At 35.9% G+C, this 19947-nt stretch carries 16 protein-coding genes and 1 pseudogene; 8 read left to right on the top strand and 9 right to left on the bottom strand.

Translation table 11 applies throughout. The features are described 5' to 3' along the window. Positions 1-10 precede the first annotated feature (10 nt). Complete coding sequence (locus CES88_RS10720) at positions 11-877, top strand: mechanosensitive ion channel family protein (RefSeq protein WP_290734191.1); 867 nt, start codon at positions 11-13, stop codon at positions 875-877. A gap of 19 nt (positions 878-896) precedes the next feature. Here the strand turns inward: CES88_RS10720 and CES88_RS10715 are convergent, their stop codons facing one another. Continuing rightward, a complete protein-coding gene (locus CES88_RS10715) occupies positions 897-3134 on the bottom strand; it encodes a nitric-oxide reductase large subunit (RefSeq protein ID WP_290734189.1) in 2238 nt (745 codons plus the stop codon). A gap of 102 nt (positions 3135-3236) precedes the next feature. Here CES88_RS10715 and CES88_RS10710 point away from each other — a divergent pair, with 102 nt between their 5' ends. Continuing rightward, positions 3237-3626 (top strand): Rrf2 family transcriptional regulator, encoded by a 390-nt coding sequence (locus CES88_RS10710; RefSeq protein WP_290734188.1) that lies wholly within the window; start codon positions 3237-3239, stop codon positions 3624-3626. Here the strand turns inward: CES88_RS10710 and msrB (CES88_RS10705) are convergent. The 4 genes and pseudogenes from msrB (CES88_RS10705) to msrA form a co-directional block, all read right to left on the bottom strand. Next, positions 3627-4049 (bottom strand): annotated as a pseudogene (msrB, locus tag CES88_RS10705) (peptide-methionine (R)-S-oxide reductase MsrB); the annotation flags it as partial. A 17-nt stretch (positions 4050-4066) separates the two neighbouring features. Then, on the bottom strand, positions 4067-7123 hold the full coding sequence (locus CES88_RS10700; RefSeq protein ID WP_290734184.1) for an efflux RND transporter permease subunit: 3057 nt from the start codon (positions 7121-7123) through the stop codon (positions 4067-4069). An 11-nt stretch (positions 7124-7134) separates the two neighbouring features. After that, on the bottom strand, positions 7135-8358 hold the full coding sequence (locus CES88_RS10695) for a TolC family protein (protein WP_290734182.1): 1224 nt from the start codon (positions 8356-8358) through the stop codon (positions 7135-7137). A gap of 95 nt (positions 8359-8453) precedes the next feature. Further along, positions 8454-8951, bottom strand: a complete 498-nt coding sequence (gene msrA / locus CES88_RS10690; RefSeq protein WP_290734180.1) for a peptide-methionine (S)-S-oxide reductase MsrA — start codon at positions 8949-8951, stop codon at positions 8454-8456. Between the two features lie 148 nt (positions 8952-9099). Between msrA and CES88_RS10685 the strand changes: the two genes are divergently transcribed. From CES88_RS10685 to CES88_RS10675, 3 genes are all read left to right on the top strand, one after another. Further along, a complete protein-coding gene (locus CES88_RS10685; protein ID WP_290734178.1) occupies positions 9100-10128 on the top strand; it encodes a helix-turn-helix domain-containing protein in 1029 nt (342 codons plus the stop codon). 80 nt (positions 10129-10208) lie between these two features. Beyond that, entirely contained in the window at positions 10209-10832 is a 624-nt protein-coding gene (locus CES88_RS10680; RefSeq protein WP_290734176.1) for a hypothetical protein, read from the top strand. Positions 10833-10897: 65 nt separating this feature from the next. Further along, positions 10898-11296, top strand: coding sequence for an META domain-containing protein (locus CES88_RS10675; protein ID WP_290734174.1), 399 nt, complete (start codon positions 10898-10900; stop codon positions 11294-11296). Here CES88_RS10675 and CES88_RS10670 read toward each other — a convergent pair. From CES88_RS10670 to alaS, 3 genes are all read right to left on the bottom strand, one after another. Further along, positions 11293-12270 (bottom strand): alpha/beta hydrolase, encoded by a 978-nt coding sequence (locus tag CES88_RS10670; RefSeq protein WP_290734172.1) that lies wholly within the window; start codon positions 12268-12270, stop codon positions 11293-11295. The two genes, CES88_RS10675 and CES88_RS10670, sit on opposite strands and share 4 nt — an antisense overlap. 69 nt (positions 12271-12339) lie before the next feature. After that, entirely contained in the window at positions 12340-13650 is a 1311-nt protein-coding gene (gene hisS / locus CES88_RS10665; RefSeq protein WP_290734170.1) for a histidine--tRNA ligase, read from the bottom strand. Then, the gene (gene alaS, locus CES88_RS10660; RefSeq protein WP_290734168.1) at positions 13651-16287 is read right to left on the bottom strand and encodes an alanine--tRNA ligase; all 2637 of its coding nucleotides are present in this window, start codon (positions 16285-16287) and stop codon (positions 13651-13653) included. It lies immediately after the preceding gene. A 238-nt stretch (positions 16288-16525) separates the two neighbouring features. On the opposite strand from alaS, the gene CES88_RS10655 reads away from it, so the two are divergent. Beyond that, positions 16526-18106: a phosphoenolpyruvate carboxykinase (ATP) gene (locus CES88_RS10655; protein WP_290734165.1), complete on the top strand. Its 1581-nt coding sequence runs from the start codon at positions 16526-16528 to the stop codon at positions 18104-18106. 35 nt (positions 18107-18141) lie between these two features. On the opposite strand, the gene CES88_RS10650 is transcribed toward CES88_RS10655, so the two are convergent. Further along, a complete protein-coding gene (locus CES88_RS10650; protein ID WP_290734164.1) occupies positions 18142-18753 on the bottom strand; it encodes a histidine phosphatase family protein in 612 nt (203 codons plus the stop codon). 31 nt (positions 18754-18784) lie between these two features. On the opposite strand from CES88_RS10650, the gene CES88_RS10645 reads away from it, so the two are divergent. Then, complete coding sequence (locus CES88_RS10645) at positions 18785-19351, top strand: CopD family protein (RefSeq protein ID WP_290734162.1); 567 nt, start codon at positions 18785-18787, stop codon at positions 19349-19351. Between the two features lie 55 nt (positions 19352-19406). Continuing rightward, positions 19407-19943: a peptide-methionine (R)-S-oxide reductase MsrB gene (gene msrB, locus CES88_RS10640; RefSeq protein WP_290734160.1), complete on the top strand. Its 537-nt coding sequence runs from the start codon at positions 19407-19409 to the stop codon at positions 19941-19943. Positions 19944-19947 lie beyond the last annotated feature (4 nt).

Below are 19947 nucleotides of genomic sequence, written 5' to 3'. Positions count from 1 at the left end.
GGAATTTAAAATGTTAGATTACTTAAATTTAGAAAAGATAGCGTCCATACTTCAAACAAAAATTGGAACGTGGACAAACTCGGCAATAAAAGTAATCCCAAACCTTATTGTTTCTATTTTCATTTTCATTCTCTTTCTGGTACTTGCTCACTTTGTAAAAAAAGCTTTTACAAAAGTTATTAAAAGAATTTCTAAAAGCCAAACAATAAGAGACCTCTTTGGTTCTATCATCTATTTAACAATTTTAACTATTGGTCTCTTTATTTCTCTTGAAATACTGCACCTAGATAAGACTGTCACATCCCTACTTGCCGGAGCTGGGGTCATTGGACTTGCTCTTGGTTTCGCTTTTCAAGAAATTGCATCTAACTTTGTCTCGGGAGTTTTCATTGCTTTCAAGGAACCCTATCAAGTTGGAGATATTGTAGAGATCGAAAATTACTTCGGAGAAGTTATCAAGATAAGCCTTAGAACAACAAGTATTATGACTTTTCAGGGGTTAGAGGTTCTTATCCCTAATAAAGATATGTTCACTAAGCCTTTTACTAATTTAACCACAACACCAAAGAGAAGATTAGATATAAAAGTAGGAGTCTCCTATTCTGATGACCTAGAAAAAGTCACAGAAGTAACGAAAGAGGCACTTTCATCAATAGAAGGAAGAGTTGAAGGGAATGAAGTTGAAGTACATTTTGAAGAATTTGGAGATAGCTCAATTAATTTAACTGCTAAAGTATGGGTGTACTACCCAAAGAATCAAACCTTTTTAAATGCCAGACATCAAGCAATAATTAATATAAAAAAAATCTACGATCAAAATGGTATTACAATTCCATTCCCTATTAGAACAATTGAAATGCCATCTAATACAAAGTAAGAGATGGCATTTTAATTTTTTACGACTTTATTTGCTTTAAGATCCCTGTTCTTTCAATGACTGCAAGAGCAAAGCATATTCCACCCATCGCAAAGATAGTATCTCCAACTGCTCTCATCCAACGTAAGTTCTGAATTAAATCTGTTTGCATTACTTCGGAACTTCTAGCAAACCAAAGACCATGCTCAAGAGAAGCTTGAAATTGAATAAGCCCAATCGGCAACAAGCTCATAACGATCATTAATCCTAATCCTAAATTCAATCCCCAAAAAGAATAATTCATTAGTTTAGAGTTCCATTCTTTTTCTTGAAAACAAGTTTGAACAATCAAAAGAACTAAACCTAAAGATAGCATTCCATACACACCAAATGTAGCTCCATGAGCATGTACCGCAGTCGTATTTAACCCCTGTAGATAGTAGAGGGCAATCGGAGGATTAATTAAGAATCCAAAAACTCCTGCTCCTACCAAATTCCAGAATGCAACTCCAACGAAGAAAGTAATTGGCCACTTATAATTCTGCATCCAACTTGTAACACTTTGTAGTTTGAAATTATGAAATGCTTCAAAACCTACAAGAACGAGAGGAACAACTTCAAGGGCCGAGAAACATGCTCCAATAGCACTTACAGAAATCGGTGTCCCACTGAAGTATAAGTGGTGAAATGTTCCGGGAATTCCACCGACTAAAAAGATAGAAGTTGAAAGTAATGAAGCCTTTGTTGCTGACTTAGGCTTAATTAATCCAAGTGTTACAAAAATAAATGCAATAGCAACTGTAGCAAAAACTTCAAAGAATCCTTCTACCCAAAGGTGAACAACCCACCATCTCCAAAATTCCATTATACTTATATGAGTTCTTGCCCCGTAGAACAAACCTCCACCATAGAAGAGAGCGATTGCAACAGTTGATGCTGTAAATAAAAGTAATAATTGCTTTGAGTCTTTTGCAACTTTAAGAGCAGGTGCAATACATCTAAGCATTAATAAAAGCCATATACCAAGACCGACCAATAATAATATCTGCCAAAATCGTCCAAGATCTACATACTCATAACCTTGGTGTCCAAACCAAAAACTAAGCCCCAAATCCATTTTCTGATGAATCGCTAGCCACTCTCCAGTCAAAGAACCAAATACAACAACGAGAAGAGCTCCAAAAAGTATATTTACTCCCAGTTTTTGATACTTTGGATCCTTTCCTCCATTAACAATTGGAGCAAGGAATAGTCCCGAAGCAAGAAATGAAGTAGCAATCCAAAAAAGAGCTATTTGAATATGCCAAGTTCTAGCGACAGAATAAGGAAGCACTGTAGAAATAGGAATTCCATAGAAGTCCTGCCCCTCAACTGTGTAATGAGCAAGAATTCCCCCCAATCCAATTTGTAAAATAAAGAGAAGAATAACCGTTGCCCAATATTTCCAAAGGGCCCTCATTGATGGCGTTACATTAAAATTCTTAAGAGGATCTTTCTTAGGTAGTTCTGCCTCTAATTCATCTCCATCTTTTTGAAAAGCATAAAACCAAATAAGAAGACCAAGGGCCAAGATAAGAATAACAACGCTTAAAATAGACCAGAAGATATTTTCAGAAGTAGGAACGTTATTAATAATTGGTTCGTGTGGCCAATTATTTGTATAAGTATAATTTTTCTCAGGTCTATTTGCTGAAGCGGCCCAAGTTGACCAATGAAAGAAAGACATCATCTTCTCTCTATTTAGAACTGATGGTAATACTTCCTCATGAATTGCATAGGCAATTCTTGTTGCTCTAAGTTCTTCAGAATTACTAAAAAGAGACATATAATACTTCTTAGTCTCCTCAAAAGCTTTTCCTCTATTTTCAGAAATTGTTACAATCCCATTAACAACTTTTGATTTTCTATACTCATCAAGAGTAATAGATTTAACTTGAGCTTTCTCAAGATCATTCAATTTTTCAAATTCCTTACCAAATTTTTCTAAAGAAGTTATTGACTGAAAGCTAACAAGTTCTCTATGAAGCCAATCAGCAGTCCAATCTGGAGCTTGATATGCACCATGCCCCCATATTGAACCAATTTGTTGTCCACCAATTGATTGCCAAACGACTTGGCCATCTAAAATATCTTTTTCAGTATAAAGAGTTTTTCCTGTTATCGTTTGAATATTCTTATATATAGGTGGTGCTTGCCTATATATCTCACTTCCGTAAAATCCTAAAATTGTAAATGTTACTACTAGAACACTTAGTAGACCCCACCAGTACTTCTTCATTTGTTACTCCAATTAAATTTATAAGAACACTATATTCATATATATAAAATATATCAATACATATTAAATATATTAATGTAAAGAATAAAGAAGGAAGATTTTATGAAATTGACAACTAAAACAGACTACTGCCTAAGAACCTTAATCTATCTACAAACAGTAAATAGAAGGGCTAAAATTCAAGAAATAGCAGATACTTATCGTATTTCTAAGAACCATCTAAGTGTTGCAGTCAATCTTCTGTCAGAACTTGACTATATCATAACTGTACCAGGACCAAAGGGTGGTATTGAATTTAACAAGAAAATGAAAAATACATCTGTAGGAAATTTAGTTAAAAGAGTTGAGAATCTGGAAATTGTAGAATGCTTCAATCAAGAAACTAATACATGTAACCTTTCTCCAAGCTGTAAGCTTAAATTTATGCTATCTAAAGCAACAAAGGCATTTCTAAAAGAACTAAAAGACTACAAAATAAAAGATTTAATATAGCTATTTGAAAAGTTCTAAAAATTCTGAATAACCTTCTCTTTCTAAATCACTCTTGGCAATAAATCTAAGAGAAGCTGAATTTATACAATAGCGAAGACCATCTGGCCCCGGACCGTCAGGAAAAACGTGACCTAAGTGAGAGTCTCCATACTTCGATCTCACCTCAACTCTTCTCATAGAGAATTTATCGTCACTATGCTCAGTAATAAATTCTTCATTTACAGGCTTTGTAAAGCTAGGCCAACCACATCCAGAGTCAAACTTATCTAATGAAGTAAAGAGTGGTTCACCTGAAACAATATCAACATAGAGTCCTTCTTCTTTAGAGTCCCAAAACTCTCCAGTAAAGGCCCTCTCCGTACCATCTCTCTGTGTGACTTCAAATTGAGAAGGAGTAAGCGCCCTAACTTTTTCTTCATCTTTAAAGTACTTAGTCATTCTTACTCCTCTACTAGAATCTTACGTCTCTCTCTAGCAATCATAGTGTAGAAAGTTGGGATAACTATTAATGTAAATACTGTCGACAGTGATACTCCGCCTAATATCACTAATGCCATTGGCATTCTAGTCTCCGATCCTGCTCCTGTTAAAACGGCAGCAGGAACAGCAGAAGCAAGTGTGGTAAATGTAGTCATAATAATTGGTCTAAATCTCGTCGTACAAGCTGAAAGAACAGCTTCTTCTACAGTCATCCCACCGTCTCTCAAATGGTTTGAAAACTCTACAATGAGAATTGAAGTCTTCTTCACGATTCCCATAGTCAGAAGTATACCAATCATTGAATAAATATTTAACGTTTGACCTGTAACGAGTAATGCTAAGAATGATCCCGTTAGTCCAAATGGAACGGCTAGAAAAACAGTTATAGGGTCAAGGAAAGAGTTAAACTGACTTCCAAGAACCATGTAAGCAATCACAAGGCCTAAAACCATAATTAGTACAATACTGATTAAAGATTCATTTAGATCTTTGGAGAAATTTATATTGTACTTTGCTGGAAGAATTGTGGGTGCGATTTTCTTGATAAAAGCAAAGGCCTCACTCTGAGTGACATTATCACCTAAGTTTGCATCAACTCTCACACCTCTCGTACGATTCTCTCGGTAGATACTTTGCGGTCCAAAGGCCGGGACAATATCGACAACATCTGTTAGTGTTACAAATTCTCCACGGTTATTTTGCAATAGAAGAGAAGAAATTGTTTCAGGTAACCTATCTTCTTCTTTAAGTTGAACAAAGATATCGTATCTTCTTCCACCCTCTGTATACTTACCACCTGTCACACCACCGACTCCAACATTTAGAGTTTGAGCAATTGTATTAATCTCAACTCCTCTTTCTTGGGCCTTTAATCTATTAGGTACAATATGTACTTCTGGAAGTTCACCTGTATCATCAGATCTAATTCCAACCATCAGTCCTGAGTCACTCATTTCCTTTTGAAACTTTCCAAATAACTCTCTTTGCACAGCAAGGTTAGGCCCTGTAATAGTAAACTCAACAGGACTCCCTCTTCTTCCACTAATAGCTGAACCTAGGCGGTCTCTAACAATAATTCTAATTCCTTCAATCGCCTTCAACTCTTTTCTAATATCTGAAGCAACTTCAAACTGGCTCTTCTTTCTCTTATCCTGATCTTTTAGAATAATTACTCCAAAACCTCTATTTCCAGATGAAATCCCTCGGCCTCCACCAACGGAGATAATTACTCTTTGAACATTCTCATTGGCCATTACAATCTTTTCATATTGCTTAACTTTCTCATTTGTATAATCCAAACTCTTCCCATCGGGCGCCATAAAGACAACGAACATAAAGCCTCTATCGGCCTCTGGTGCGAACTCTTTATTAATATGGTTTAAAGATAGTAGTGATAATAGAAATACAATCGTAGAAATACTTAGAACTAGAATTCTATGCTTAAGGGCTCCCTTCAAACATTTTACATAGAGAGTCTTTGAACTCTCTACCGCTCTATCAACCCAGTGGTGGATGAAGATTCCTTTTGATTTCACATTTAGAAATTGTGAACACCTCATCGGAGCAAGGGTAAGTGCTTCTAGAGACGAGAGGGCAACTGCAACACAGAGAGTGAGAGCAAACTCCCTAAAGAATCGTCCCTCAATACCTGGCATGAGTGAAATAGGAGCAAAGATAGCGATAAGAACCGCTGTTGTTGCAAGAACGGCAAAGGTAATTTCTCTACTTCCTTTAAATGAAGCTTGAACCTTATCATGACCCATCTTAGCGTAACGAACAATATTTTCAAGCATCACAATCGCATCATCGACCACTATCCCAATGGCCAATGTTAATCCTAAGAAAGAAAAAGTATTTAACGTAAACCCAAACATATGCATGAAAGCAAAAGTTCCAATAATTGCTGTAGGAATTGCAAGTAGGATATTAAATGTTGCTGATAATGAATTTAGAAAAATCCAACACACAAATGATGTTAGTAGTGCTGAAATAATTAAGTTTTGGATTAATTCATCAATTGAGAGCCTTACAAATTGAGTTCGGTCAAAGTTCACTGTTAGATTTGTTCCCTCCGGAAGAGACTCACTAATCTCTTTAACTCTTTCCTTAACTCTATCTGCAACATCTACAGCATTGGCCCCACGTTGCTTATAAATTGGCATTGATAGTGATGGAATCCCATCAACTCTAGATATTCGTGTTCTATTTTCAACGCCTTGATAAATATTTGCCACATCAGACAGAGTAATAGGAACGTAGTTCGCTCTCCCTCCCCTCTTACTAATGATCATTTCTCTAAATTCTTTCTCAGTTCTTCCTTCTCCTAATACTCTTAAGCTCTCTTCTTTTTCAGAAGTTTCAAACTTTCCAGCAGGAAGCTCTACATGCTCTCTAGCAAGAGTATCAATAATATCAGTAAGAGTTAGCTGATAATTTCTTAACTTCTTCGCATCGACATCAATTCTCATCATTGGCTCTCTTGAACCAAAAGCTCGTACTTCAGAAACGCCTTCAATTGTTGTAAGCCTATCCACAATTCCATCTTTGAAGAGAATATTAAGCTCTCTCTCTTTCAATGTTTTTGAAGTAATTGCGAGATAGAGAATCGGATCATCTGCCGCATTTGACTTTGTTACCGTTGGAGTCTCTACTGAATCAGGAAGTTGTCTCTGAGCTCGTCCAAGTAGTGTCTGAACTTCCTGAAGAGCAAAATCAATATCTTTATCTAACGTAAATTCAAGTTCGATTCGTCCTGAGCCCCTATTTGCAGTAGAAGTCATATCCTTCACACCTTGCATTGATACAAGTACAGACTCAACAGGCTCTAAAATATCTTTTTCAACAACCTCTGGGGTTGCTCCATCATAAGAATAAGAAATAGAAACAGATGGATAATCCACATCCGGATTTTCATTTATTCCTAAATTTTTAAATCCAAGAATTCCAAATAAAATAAGGGAGAACATTATCATCCATGAAAAGACAGGATTCTTTATTGAAATTTCTGAAATATTCATTTTAAACCTTTTTAGTTTTTAGGATAATCACCCAAGTACGCTTTCGATTGGTAGTATAATGATTTGAGCTCAAGAGCTGCATTTATATAAAGTTTTTCTAAATTAATCACATCATCAAGAGATCTAATTACATCAATTTGAGCAACGAGACCTTTATCTAAATCTTTAACTTGTTCAGCATAGGATTTTTTAATTTGCGCTAGAGATCTCTTAAGAGAGATAAGCTGACTCTTTTTGTGATTAAATACTTTTACAAAGTTATCCCAATCACGATTAGAATTTACTTTTTTATACTCAAATCTAGATCTATCTATCATCGCCTGAATATTTTGTGTTTCAACTGAAGATGATGTTTTTCCAAAATCAAAAATATTCATCGTAAGTTTTAGAGTAACGTCCCAGTTATCTCTCCCAGTGTACGTCTTATCTAAGTAGTAATTTGATCCAAGAGAAACTTGTGGAAAATAATTTGATTTCTCAATTTGTGCTCTTGCTTTTGATGTTTCATATTCAAGTTCAAGACTCTTCAGTTCAGGTCTTTTTCCAAGATCAACTTCTTCTTGTAGAGAAAGCGTGAGAGGATCAATTCTATTTTCAAAGTTCCCTGCGCTCTTTAGTCCTGAAAAATTCAAGAAGTTTGTTTTTGCTTCTTCTAGCCTACTGTCTGTCGCAAATAGGTCCGCTTTCAATCTGTCATGTTGAGACTCAAGGGCCAAGAAATCTGCCTTACGATCTCTACCAATTTTCGTTCTCTTCTTTACAAGCTTAACTCTTCTCTCTAGGTTAACCAGGAGTTTAGTGACTTCTCTCTTCTCTTCTAATGCTGAAGAAAGTTGAAAATAGTATGTACTAAAAAGAGCAAAGTACTCAGCAAGTCTCTGCTCTTTTAAGGCCATAGCTTTTTTAGGAATTATTTTATTTAATTTATAAATAGAGAACTCTGCTCCACCTTGAAAAAGGTCTTGCTCAAAAGAGAGAGCTACGCTGCTATCAAATTTCTTAAGTCCAGACTTTGTCTGATAAGAATTATTTCCATACTTATTTGAATTAACGAGATTGATAGAAGGATAGAGAGTGGAGACTGTGCTATCTAACTCTGAAAGTGTTTTCTTTTCCTGTAGGTTAATTACATTTACTTCATTAGAGCTCTTAAGAGACTTTAGAAATAAATCTTCTACTGATGCATGAGTATTGATATTAAATAAAACGAGAGAGGTAAGAATTAGTTTTTTCATAGACTGAAATTATAGACATATATAAGTTCATTAACAATCTAAGAGTTTGACTCGACGAACAGGAACCTACGTAGCATAGACACCTCCCATAGTTTTTATTTTCTTACAAAATGACAAGTATAACCCATTGGGTTCTTCAAGAGATAATCTTGATGAAAGTCTTCTGCCAAATAGAACTCACGTTCATCTTCTAGGTTTGTTTGAACTGATCCTTTAAATCTTTCTAGTTCTTCAACTTCTTTAATCACTTCTTCTGAAGTAATGCGTTGCTCATTATTACGAACAAAAATTGCTGAACGGTATTGAGTTCCTACATCATTTCCTTGCCTATTAACTGTTGTCGGGTCGTGAACTTTGAAAAAGAAGTGGAGTATATTCTTTAAATTAGTTCTATCTGTATCAAAGGTAATTTTTATTGCCTCAGCATGATCTGTTTCACCAGTTTTAACGTCTTTGTATGTTGGATTTATTAGCTTTCCGCCCGTATAACCAACATCCGTATCAATGACACCTTCGAATTTTTGAAAAAGTTGCTCCATCCCCCAAAAGCATCCTCCGGCCAAAATTACGTAATCTCTATTTGCATCACTCATATAACTTCCCCTAAATAGCTGAATTACATTCTTATAATAACAGTACTTACTTAGCTATAAAAACTTTATGTTTTCTTAAGTAGCCAAGCAACAAATTAAGAGAAAAAATTCACTTTAGATAAATAATTACTCACGAAAAGGCACCATCTTGTCCAAGAATGTTCCCTATTCTACTTTTAAGACTTCTACCTACTCAGACAAAGAGAAGATAGAAGCTTATAAAGAAAGCATGGGCGTTGTCTTTGACACAAATACAGATCAAACAAATAAAGACCTCTTTGAAGCTCAAATTCACAGCTTTCTTCTAAGTGAAATTATGCTCATCGATTGCACAACGCTAGACCAATATTTTGAGAGAACAAAATCTAAAATTGCCAATGATGGTCTTGATCATATTCTCATTCAAATGTTTATAGAAGGAGATACAACGAGAGAGTTAAATAACGATCACTTTAACTGTAGTCCAGGATCACTAATTGTTATAGATACTTCCAGACCATGGAAGGCCTTTAATAGGAAATTTAGAAATCTAACGTTAGTAATTCCTAGAAGACTCTTAAGAGAAAAGGTTCCAAATGAAGATATTCTTCATGGAAAAATCTTGGATACTAAGCTCAATCCATTTGCTTCCTTACTTCAGTCTCATATGCTCTCTCTTCAGGCTAATATAAGTAAAATTACAAATGACTCTGCCCACTCAATAGTTAGCCCTAGCGTGGACATGGTTTGTGCAGCAATTTCTTATAATCCAAATGAAGTCACAGACAGCTATGCTCCTAGTAAGAATGTCGCTCTCATTTTTAAAATTAAAAATTATATTGAGGACAATCTAGGAAATTCAAACCTAAGTATTCCTTTGATACTTGTTGAGTTTAATCTTACAAAGTCTACTCTTTATAGGTTATTTCCTACACAGAATGGTGGGATAATGAGCTATGTAAAAGAGAGAAGACTCATAAAAGCTTTTAGAACTCTCTCCATGAAAAATGGAGGAAATAAAACTATTTCTCAAATTTCTTACGAATCAGGATTTGAAAGTGAATCTAGTTTTTCAAGGGCCTTTAAGAAATTCTTCAATCAACTTCCTCGAGATGTTCTAAGGGGTGAACATCAATCAATTAAATTCGATGTCTCTTCTCCAGATAGAGTATGGGAAAATTGGTTTAAAGCACTTTAGTCAGATATTTTGACACAATTTGGATAAAGAATTAAGACTGTGGGCACATTACTCTTAGGAATATCTAATAGAATTAACTAATGGTAAGTGACTTCATTCAAATTTTTAATAATAAAAGTAAGTACATAACTTTAGCTCTCATTATTGTAGTTGCAGTATTCGTTAGGAATTATATGAATCATATAAATAGCGAAGAAGCTGGCTTAATTATGTATACTTCAGATGCACCATCCGGAGCCTCAGTTAAACATCATCAATTCTTACTGACTGACCCTATCGATATTTTAGTTGATAGAGGAGAAGATTTAGTAACTGATAAATTTACTCAGAACTTTAGCATTATTGAAAAGTCTTCTCCAATTTCAGCACCTTTAAATATTCGCCCAACAGAAGGTAGTACCAATTTTAAAGAAGGCACTCCACTTGAAGTTAGTTTTAAGCTTAAAGACGGAATAGACCCTAAGAATCTTCACATACTTTATCATTCCCAAACTGGCCATAAAGAGTCGGCCATCGGAATTCTAGGAAAGAATTCCATTCATTTAGAAAAACGAATAGTTTCTTTTAAAGTTAAACACTTTGGGAATTATCAATTAGTAAGAATCTCTCCTGAGCTAGATTCAGATCACCTTAGAAGCTCTTCAAAAGCCGTTTACGATTCTAAGGATGGCAAGCATCACATCATTTATTCTAACTGGAAATAATTAGCATTTGATCTCTTTTTTATAAGTGATAGAATAGTTCTCACATTTCTACGAAAGGACTAATAATGAAAACTATTCTATTTATTACTTCAATTTTTCTATTCTCATGTGCAACGATCAAGGAAGCAAAGAATCAAAATATTTTAGGCAAGTGGAAAGTTACTAATATTCAAAATGTAGAAATTCCTAAAGAAGTAGATTCCCATTTCAATTTTCAAATGGAAGATAAGCTTGGAGGTAACTCAAGCTGTAATAATTACTTTGCAACCTACAAAGTGAAAGGAAGTGAAGTCATGATTTCACAGTCTGGCTCAACGAAGAAACTCTGTTTTGGAAAATTAAATAATTATGAATTCTTATTCTTTCAATCTCTTCCACTTGTTCATCGCTTTGAGACAGAGAGAAACCACCTCACCCTCTTTAGTAAAGAAGGTAAGGTTCTCTTTAAAGCAACAAGGGATTAGAAGAGAGGATAGAATACTTTTGAAAATCTCTCATAATCTTCAAATTGAGGCATATGCCCTAATCCGTTCAGCTCTATGAGCTGGACTTTCTTATTCTTCTTTTTAATGGCCTTCCCTAATTTCTTATAATCACCCATAGTCTTTGTAACACCTGGACGCTTCCACCCTCTACCTGGCCCAGTGGTATCTCTTGTTCCATTGATTAAGACGATCGGCGCCTTAACTTTTGAAAACTTCTCAACTATATCGTCAGAGAAAATTGGTGAATATGTTAGAGCATTATTCCAAGCAACTAGCTCCCAATCACTTCCATTTCTCCACCCTTTAAATGGAGTAAGTAGCTCTTCATAGCTTTCATCCCAAGCACCATCGTAGTAATTCTTTTTCTGATAATTTCTAAACATCTCAACTGTTTTCTTCTTCTCATTTCCATAGAAGAACTCTGGATCTTTAAATTCAACAAGATCTAAGTAAGTCTCAAGCCCAATCGGATTAACTAAAACAAGCTTTTGAACTTCTAGTTTAAACATCGTAGACATATGAACCGCAAGCATTCCTCCCATGGAGTGACCCACAACCGTATATTTTTCAATATTCAAACTCCTTAAGAGTGCATGAGTATTTCTTGCAAGTTGAGCAAAGGAATATTGGTAGTGTTCTGGTTTTGTACTTTTTCCAAATCCAATTTGATCTGGAACAATTACTCTATAACCCTTAGTCTCAAGTTCGTTCATTATTTTCTCAAAGTAATATCCAGAGAAATTCTTTCCATGAAGAAGAATCACAGTTTTCTTATTCTCTTTACCAATATCCATATACCTCATTTTCAAATCTTGTCTCTGTGAAGAAAATTCAAATGTTTCAACTGCGTGAGGGTATTTAAATTCTGATAGCTCGCTATCGAAAGATAGTTTATTTGAACTCGCACATGAAACGAGAAAAAGTAAAAAGAAAATGGTTAGGTACTTATTCATAATGACTCCTTTAGATTTGGAGTCATTATAGTCGAAAAAGCGAATAATTAGAAATTGTATAGGATAAGTCTAAGCTTTTAAAATTTCTCTTAACTTCTCTAGCTCCGTAAACTTGATATCAAAAGATTCCTTTGTCTCAAGGTTTTTCACTTGGAAGAATCCTTCTTCTAATTCTTTTTCTCCAAGAATTGAAGCAAATTTCGCTCCAAATTTTTCGCCGTTAGAAAAAACCTTCTTAAATTTAACTGGCTCAAGAGAATTTAAAGATTTAAAACCAAACTCTCTAACCTTAGCTGATAGCTCAAAATTCTTAGCAAGAGCACTCTCTGACTGAAAAGTAAGATAAATATCTACATCGTTCTTTGAAAGGTCAGGAAGAAGCTTGTGTGTTGTTAAGAAGTCAGTAAGAGTCACATCGCCAAGTCCAAATCCAACCCCAGGAACTGGATTCTCATTAAAAATTTGAAGAAGGTTTGCGTAGGCCCCTCCTCCACACAGTGCTCGTCTATTTTCAGGGTTCTTATCGAAGACTTCAAAAACTATTCCAGTATAGTAGTCAAGACCTCTAACGATTGTTGGGTCATAGACTAAGTAATCTTTAAGTCCAATAGCTGTTGCGATATCAGAAAGCTCTTTAAAGCCTGCTCCTTTATCGGAAAAACCAGACTTCTCTAAGAATGAAAAGAGCTCATCAAAGTTTTTAATCGCAAGATACGTCTTAAAAATATCTTCGGCCTCTTGAGTAAGAGACAACTCTGAAATCATTTTCTGAAGGCCTTCTGGCTTCACTTTCTTTGCTTTATCCACTATTTTATAAAGTTTATAGGAAGTCTCTTCATCAATTTTCATTAAGTCATTGAAGACGATATTAACTATCTCTCTATCATTGATGAGAATTTCAAAATGCTCTGAGTTTGCTCCAAAGCTTTCAAATAAGTGCGTAATTAATTGAAGAATTTCAATTTCCCCACTTCTACCAACCTCTCCAAAGATATCACAATTGAGTTGCCAGTGTTCTCTGAGTCTCCCTCTTTGCGGCTTTTCATAGCGCATGAGATTTGGAATAGAATACCATTTAATAGGTTTAGGAATCTCTCGGTGTACTTGAGCAACCATTCTCGCAACCGTTGGAGTCATCTCAGGTCTAATTGCGACGAAACGCTCTCCTCGGTCTTCAAAAGAGTAAATCTGCTCGTTAATTAGCTCTTCCCCAGACTTCGCTTTGTAAAGGGCGACCTCTTCAAGCATTGGCCCTTCATAAGCTTCAAAAGAAAAAGCTTCAGCACTAGATTTCATTTTATTAAAGATATAATCCTGAACTCTCTTATCAGCAGGAAAAAAATCTCTAGTCCCTTTATATGGTTTCTTATTCAGTGCCATTTATAATTTTCCTTTTAGAAAACTCTCTACCTCTGCAATATTTGAAAAAATCTTATCCATTCCTGCAACATCCGGTGAGCCACCTTGAGCAAAGTGAGGCTTTCCTCCGCCCTTTCCATCAACTGGTTTCAAGAGTTCTTTTAAGAGATCTCCCGCTTTAACTTTCTTATTTAGACCATCGCCAACCCAAGAAAAAGCTCTAATAGTCTTCCCATCATTTCCTGCGAGGCAAATAATCTTATACTCACCCTTTGCTAAAAGCTGGTCTCCAAGGTCTTTTAAAACTTGGGCATCAGCATTCATTTGAGCAACAAAGAATTTCTCTCCTGAAATTTCAATCTTACTTTCATTTTCAAACTTTGCTTCACTAGCTGAAACTTTCTTAGGTGCTTCTTTTTTCACCGATGACTTCTTTTTTAACTCTTGAATTTTTGTTTCAAACTCATTTGGCTTAACGCTTAGAAGTTCACTTGTCTTTCTAAGAATATTATTTCTTTCTTGTAAAAGTTTATAAGCTTCTCTACCTGTCACAGCTTCAATTCTTCTAATCCCTTTTGCAACAGAAGATTCTCCCGTTATAAGCATGAGTCCAATATCACCTGTCCTAGAAACGTGAGTTCCTCCACAAAGTTCTACTGAGTTCTCGCCAAATGCGATGACCCTAACTTTTGAATCATACTTCTCACCAAAGAGAGCGATAGCTCCTTTTTCAATAGCAGCGTCATAATCGAGAAGATCAATTTCCCCCGCCGTATTATTCATAATCCATTGATTAGTAAGAGCTTCGATCTTATCTAAATCGTCTTTAGAAACAGATGTCTGATTTTGAAAGTCAAAACGAAGTCTATCAGATCTAACTAGTGACCCTTTTTGGACAGCGTGCTTTCCAACCACTTTGTGAAGGGCCGCGTGAAGTAAGTGAGTCGCAGAGTGATTTCTCTTAATATCTGCACGAACTTCATTATCAACAGTTAATTCAACTTCTTCACCTGAAGTTAACTTACCTGACATAACGTTAGCTACATGAACGTGGATCTTTCCAATTTTCATTGTATCGAGTATTTCAATTTTTGCGTGATCATTCTTGGCGATTCCAGAATCTCCAACTTGCCCACCCGACTCTCCATAGAAAGGAGTCTTCACAGTTGTAAAGAGAAAGCTCTCACCTTCATTCACAGATTCGACAACTTCATTCTCACTAATTAGCATATTTACTTTTGAGGTCGTACTCTCTGTTTCATATCCAACGAAGTCAGTAGTTGAAAGTTTTGAGATTAGAGCTTCGATTTGTTCTTGATCTGCAGAACCACCTTTTCTTGAAATAACTCTGGAAGTCTTTCTATGTTCTTCATAGCACTTTTCGTACTCAGCGTCGTCTAATTCAATTCCTCTGTCTGATAGGTCAGACTTTAAAACATCAAGTGGAAGACCGTGAGTTGTTACGAGTTCAAATGCAATCTTTCCAGGAAAAATTTTATTTGAAGATTTATTTTCTGATAATTCTTTTTCAATTAACTCTAAACCTGTTTTTACAGTAGGAATGAAGTCATTAATTTCATTATTTAAGTTATAAGAAATCATATCTTTTGCAGATTTAATTTGTGGGTAGTAATCACTCATCATCGAAACAATCACATCGACCATTTCAGAGAAATCAATCTTCTCCACTTTCTTTGCCATGAGAGCAGCGACACACTTTCTAATTAATCGTCTTGGGATATAACCCTGACCTTCATTAGATGGGGCAACGCCTTCACTTAAAATGAAAACTGCTGCACGAATATGATCCGTTAGCATTCTCGCTTTCTTCATCGAAGCTTCGCTTCCATTAGAATTTAAAAGTTTATGCGAAATATCCATTAATGGTTGCATAAGGTCAGTCTCATAAACTGAGTCGTGACCATTCATCACCATCGCAAGTCTCTCTAACCCAGAACCTGTATCAACAGACTTAAGAGGAAGAGGAATGAAACTTCCATCTTTCTTCTTATTAAGCTCCATGAAAACACCTGCGTTCCAAATTTCTATATATCTTGAAACATCATCAAAGTGCCCACCTGGCTTATACTCAATTCCATACTCTGGTCCACAATCAAAGAAGACTTCCGTACATGGACCACATGGCCCAGTCTCTCCGGCAGGTCCCCAGAAATTATCATCACCAAGCATCACGATATGATCGGCCGGAACCCCACACTTCTTCCATGCTTCAACTGATTCGTTATCTGGTTCAATTCCTAAACTTTCATTTCCACCATAGACAGTGAAGTATAATCTCTTAGGGTCAAACCCTAATTCATCGACTAATAATCCATAAGCAAGTGAACAGGCGAGGTCTTTGTAGTAGTCTCCAATAGACCACGATCCCATCATTTCAAAAATTGTGAGATGGTGTCTGTCCCCTACATCATCAATATCTTTCGTTCTAATACACGGTTGAAAATTACATAATCTCTTATTAGGTGGCTCTTCTTTTCCAAGAAAGTATGGCTTTAGAGGTGCCATTCCCGAGTTGATAAAGAGAAGAGTCGGATCGTTCTGTGGTACAACAGATGATGCTTTAATTTTTAAATGGTTATGTTTTTCAAAGTAAGAGAGGAATTTTTCTCTGATCTCTCTAGAAGTAAGACTTTTCATTGACTTAGAACCTTGCGCAAGATGTTATTTTTTATAGTTTTAGTTATATAACAACTTACTCACTTCGCCAAAAGATTCAAGGAGAAATATGTGAAAAAAGATGCCTCTAGGTCCATATTTTAGGGGTGCCAAATAGATAATTCCAGTTTAGTATCTCACATTCAATCTAATACATATTATTAGCAAAAGCTTTTGCTAAATCTATCCACCACTGAATTAGAACAAGAGGAGATTCAAAATGGATAATTTCTACAAAGAATTAGGAATCAATACTGAGCGCGGAGAGCATAAAATACACTTAGACTCACCAAGAAGTTTCTTAGTCGCTGAAGCAGTCAGAAAAGGATACGGACGACTTACTTCTGACGGGGCCCTCACTGTTCTCACAGGAAAACACACAGGTAGATCAGCGCAAGATAGATATATAGTAAAGACTGAAACGACAACTGGTCCAGTATGGTGGGAAAATAATCTTAATCCAATGAGCGCTGAAACTTTTGCAGCACTTAAATCCAAAGTGATCAATTATCTAAATGCTGCTGGAGACTTATACATTACAGAGAGATCTGTTGGTGCTCATCAGAAATATAATATTGGGGCAAGACTTATAACTTCTCACCCACAGCACGCACTTTTTTCAAAGCACTTATTCAGAGAAAAAGTAAGAGAATTCAATAATACTGACTATACAATTCTTCATGCTCCTGAACTAAAGCTTGATCCAGCAGAGTTTGAAACAAAGACTGAAACGGCAATCGTAACTTGTCTTGATACTAATACGACAATTATTTGTGGAACTCTTTACGCAGGTGAAATCAAGAAAAGTATGTTCGCAGCAATGAACTACAGACTACCAGAAGAGAAAATCCTCCCAATGCACTCGGGAGCATCTCGTTTAGAAAATGAAGACGTATCAGTTTTCTTTGGTCTCTCTGGAACAGGTAAGACAACTCTTTCAACAGATGAGGGAACTTATCTAATAGGAGATGACGAGCACGGACTTAGTGATGAAGGTATCTTCAACTTTGAAGGTGGTTGTTACGCTAAGACTTATCAGCTTTCTAAGGCCACTGAACCCGAAATCTGGGATGCTTCAAATAAATTTGGAGCAATGCTAGAGAACGTTGTTCTAGATGAAGAAACTGGAAAAGTTGATTTTGATGACAAGTCTATTGCTGAAAATGGTAGATCATCTTACCCACTAAGTTTTATTAAAGAGCTTGAAACATCGTCTAAAGGAAAAATTCCAAAAGATATATTCTTTCTTTGTGCGGATGCTTTTGGAGTTCTTCCTCCAGTATCTAAACTTACAAAAGAACAGGCGATGTTCTACTTTGTTCTTGGTTACACAGCAAAATTAGCGGGAACAGAAATTGGAGTACAAGAGCCACAGGCAACTTTCTCTCCTCTCTTTGGAGCACCATTTATGCTTAGACACCCTAGTGTTTACGCAGATCTTCTTGGTCACTACCTTGATAAGTACGATATAAAAGTATGGCTTATCAACACTGGTTGGACTGGTGGAGCTTACGGTGTAGGACAGAGATTCCCTCTAAAGGTTACAAGAAAGATTATTAGATCAATTCAAGCAAATAAGTTAAACGAAGTTGCTTTTGAGAATGATCCTATTTTCAATTTAGCAATTCCTTGTGCGGTTCCTGAAGTTCCAACAGAGCTTCTCATGCCGCAACAAACTTGGGAAAATTCGACAGCTTATACTGAGAAAGCTAAAGAGTTAGCTAGCTCATTTCATAAGCAAATGGAAAACTTTGGTGAGTTCTATCAAAAGAATTTAGCAGGCGCTCCGACACATAAGTAACTTCAACCTTGGGTCACAGTCGTGGCCCAAAGTTTTTAATTGTAGCAACTATCATCCTCATTATTAAAAGGTCCTTCCACTTTAAATTCCTCTCCTTTAAAGCTAACTCTGTAGACTACACAATTAGGAATTTTTACAAGTTCACTCTCGTTAGGAAGATAGTGATGAATAATACTTCTAAGGGCTCCACCATGAGTACTTAAGGCCACTTGCTTAAACTTTGCCTCTCCCCTTAATTTATCTATAAAGGAAATAAGTCTCTCTCTTACTTCTTTTCTTGACTCGCCTCCAGGATATGAAAAGTCATCTGCTTCTTCTCCACCAATATGAATATCCCAAAATTTAGTTGAAAACTTTTCGAGTAAATCATTGAGGAGCATTCCCTCAACCTCTCCAAAGTCTGCTTCACGTAGAGAACTCGTTGTTTCAATTGCGATCTCTTTTGAATCAAATGCTATTTTTGCCGTCTCATGGGCCCTTTGCAAGTCTGAGGAATAGACAGCTTCAATATTAATATTCTTGAAATAGTCCTTCAGTGCTAACGCCTCTTTTCGCCCAAAATTATTTAATGGAATATCCGTCTTTCCTTGAACTTTTTTGACTTTATTCCAGTCAGTTTGACCGTGTCTAAAAATATAGAATTCCATCACTCTTCCCCCTACTCGCCCTTATACAATTATGCTAAAATATGAAGAAAAAGGATTTCTCTTGGAAGCTTTCCCATATTTAAAAGCACTACATATTATTTTTATTGTAACTTGGTTTGCAGGTCTATTCTATATTGTCAGACTTTTTATTTATCAAACTGAAGCGCAAGAGCGAAATCAAGTTGAAAGAGATATCCTTACTTCTCAGTTTAAGATTATGTCTAAAAGACTCTGGTATGGAATCACATGGCCTTCAGCGATTTTAACTCTGATTTTTGGTCCTAGTTTAATACATGTTTACTTTCCAATTTCTGACCACCCATGGCTGCTAGCAAAATTATTCTTTGTTCTTCTTCTCTATATTTATCACCTTCTAAGCCATAGAATATTTTTAAATCTTCAAAGAGATACTTACACAATTAGCTCGACCAAACTCAGAATGTGGAATGAAGTAGCAACCGTTCTTCTCTTTGCCATTGTTTTCTTAGTTATCTTGCAAAATATTATGTCTATGTGGATTGGTGTTTCTGGACTACTACTTTTAAGTGCTCTCTTAATGATAGCGATAAAGTTCTATAGAAAACAGCGACTTAAATAAATTGTCACAAAAGGCTCTATTTTTACACTAATTAGTAGCGATAAGGAGATCTCATATGAAGAAAATTATTCTACTAATTATGGCCTCAGTGCTCCTCTCGGGATGTATGCTCAATATTTTCAAAACATCTGCAGCGGGAGAAGGTAAAGACTATAAGGACAGCCATCTCTCTTCCTTAAATCCAGATACAATCAACTGGAAGGCGAAGGATAAGACCTATTGGAAGAAAGTTCTAAGTCCACTTCAATATGAAGTAACGAGAGAAGCTGGAACAGAGAGAGCATTCACAGGAAAGTACTGGGACTCTAAAACAGCGGGAGTCTATGTTTGCTCAAATTGTGGACAACACTTATTCACTTCAAAAACAAAGTATAAATCGGGAACTGGTTGGCCTAGTTTTTGGCAAGCGATCACTAAGAGTGCTGTAACAGAAGTTGATGATTCAAAATTTGGAATGACTAGAACTGAAATTATCTGCTCTAGATGTGGAGCTCACTTGGGTCATGTTTTCTCAGACGGTCCAGAACCCACAGGAAAGCGTTATTGTATGAATTCAGTTTCACTAATATTAATACCTGATAAGAAAGAATAAACTT

The organism is Halobacteriovorax sp. JY17 (assembly GCF_002753895.1).
Classification (GTDB): domain Bacteria; phylum Bdellovibrionota; class Bacteriovoracia; order Bacteriovoracales; family Bacteriovoracaceae; genus Halobacteriovorax.
Note: the sequence above shows the minus strand (reverse complement) of the source record. Positions and strands in the feature narration are given on the sequence as shown.

Coding starts and splice junctions, on each gene's coding strand:
- CES88_RS10650 (WP_290734164.1), bottom strand. CDS start 18,753: ATGGAATTCTATATTTTTAGACACGGTCAAACTGACTGGAATAAAGTC.
- alaS (WP_290734168.1), bottom strand. CDS start 16,287: ATGAAAAGTCTTACTTCTAGAGAGATCAGAGAAAAATTCCTCTCTTAC.
- CES88_RS10695 (WP_290734182.1), bottom strand. CDS start 8,358: ATGAAAAAACTAATTCTTACCTCTCTCGTTTTATTTAATATCAATACT.
- CES88_RS10700 (WP_290734184.1), bottom strand. CDS start 7,123: ATGAATATTTCAGAAATTTCAATAAAGAATCCTGTCTTTTCATGGATG.
- CES88_RS10670 (WP_290734172.1), bottom strand. CDS start 12,270: ATGAATAAGTACCTAACCATTTTCTTTTTACTTTTTCTCGTTTCATGT.
- CES88_RS10715 (WP_290734189.1), bottom strand. CDS start 3,134: ATGAAGAAGTACTGGTGGGGTCTACTAAGTGTTCTAGTAGTAACATTT.
- msrA (WP_290734180.1), bottom strand. CDS start 8,951: ATGAGTGATGCAAATAGAGATTACGTAATTTTGGCCGGAGGATGCTTT.
- CES88_RS10675 (WP_290734174.1), top strand. CDS start 10,898: ATGAAAACTATTCTATTTATTACTTCAATTTTTCTATTCTCATGTGCA.
- hisS (WP_290734170.1), bottom strand. CDS start 13,650: ATGGCACTGAATAAGAAACCATATAAAGGGACTAGAGATTTTTTTCCT.
- CES88_RS10645 (WP_290734162.1), top strand. CDS start 18,785: ATGCTAAAATATGAAGAAAAAGGATTTCTCTTGGAAGCTTTCCCATAT.
- msrB (WP_290734160.1), top strand. CDS start 19,407: ATGAAGAAAATTATTCTACTAATTATGGCCTCAGTGCTCCTCTCGGGA.
- CES88_RS10710 (WP_290734188.1), top strand. CDS start 3,237: ATGAAATTGACAACTAAAACAGACTACTGCCTAAGAACCTTAATCTAT.
- CES88_RS10720 (WP_290734191.1), top strand. CDS start 11: ATGTTAGATTACTTAAATTTAGAAAAGATAGCGTCCATACTTCAAACA.
- CES88_RS10655 (WP_290734165.1), top strand. CDS start 16,526: ATGGATAATTTCTACAAAGAATTAGGAATCAATACTGAGCGCGGAGAG.
- CES88_RS10680 (WP_290734176.1), top strand. CDS start 10,209: ATGGTAAGTGACTTCATTCAAATTTTTAATAATAAAAGTAAGTACATA.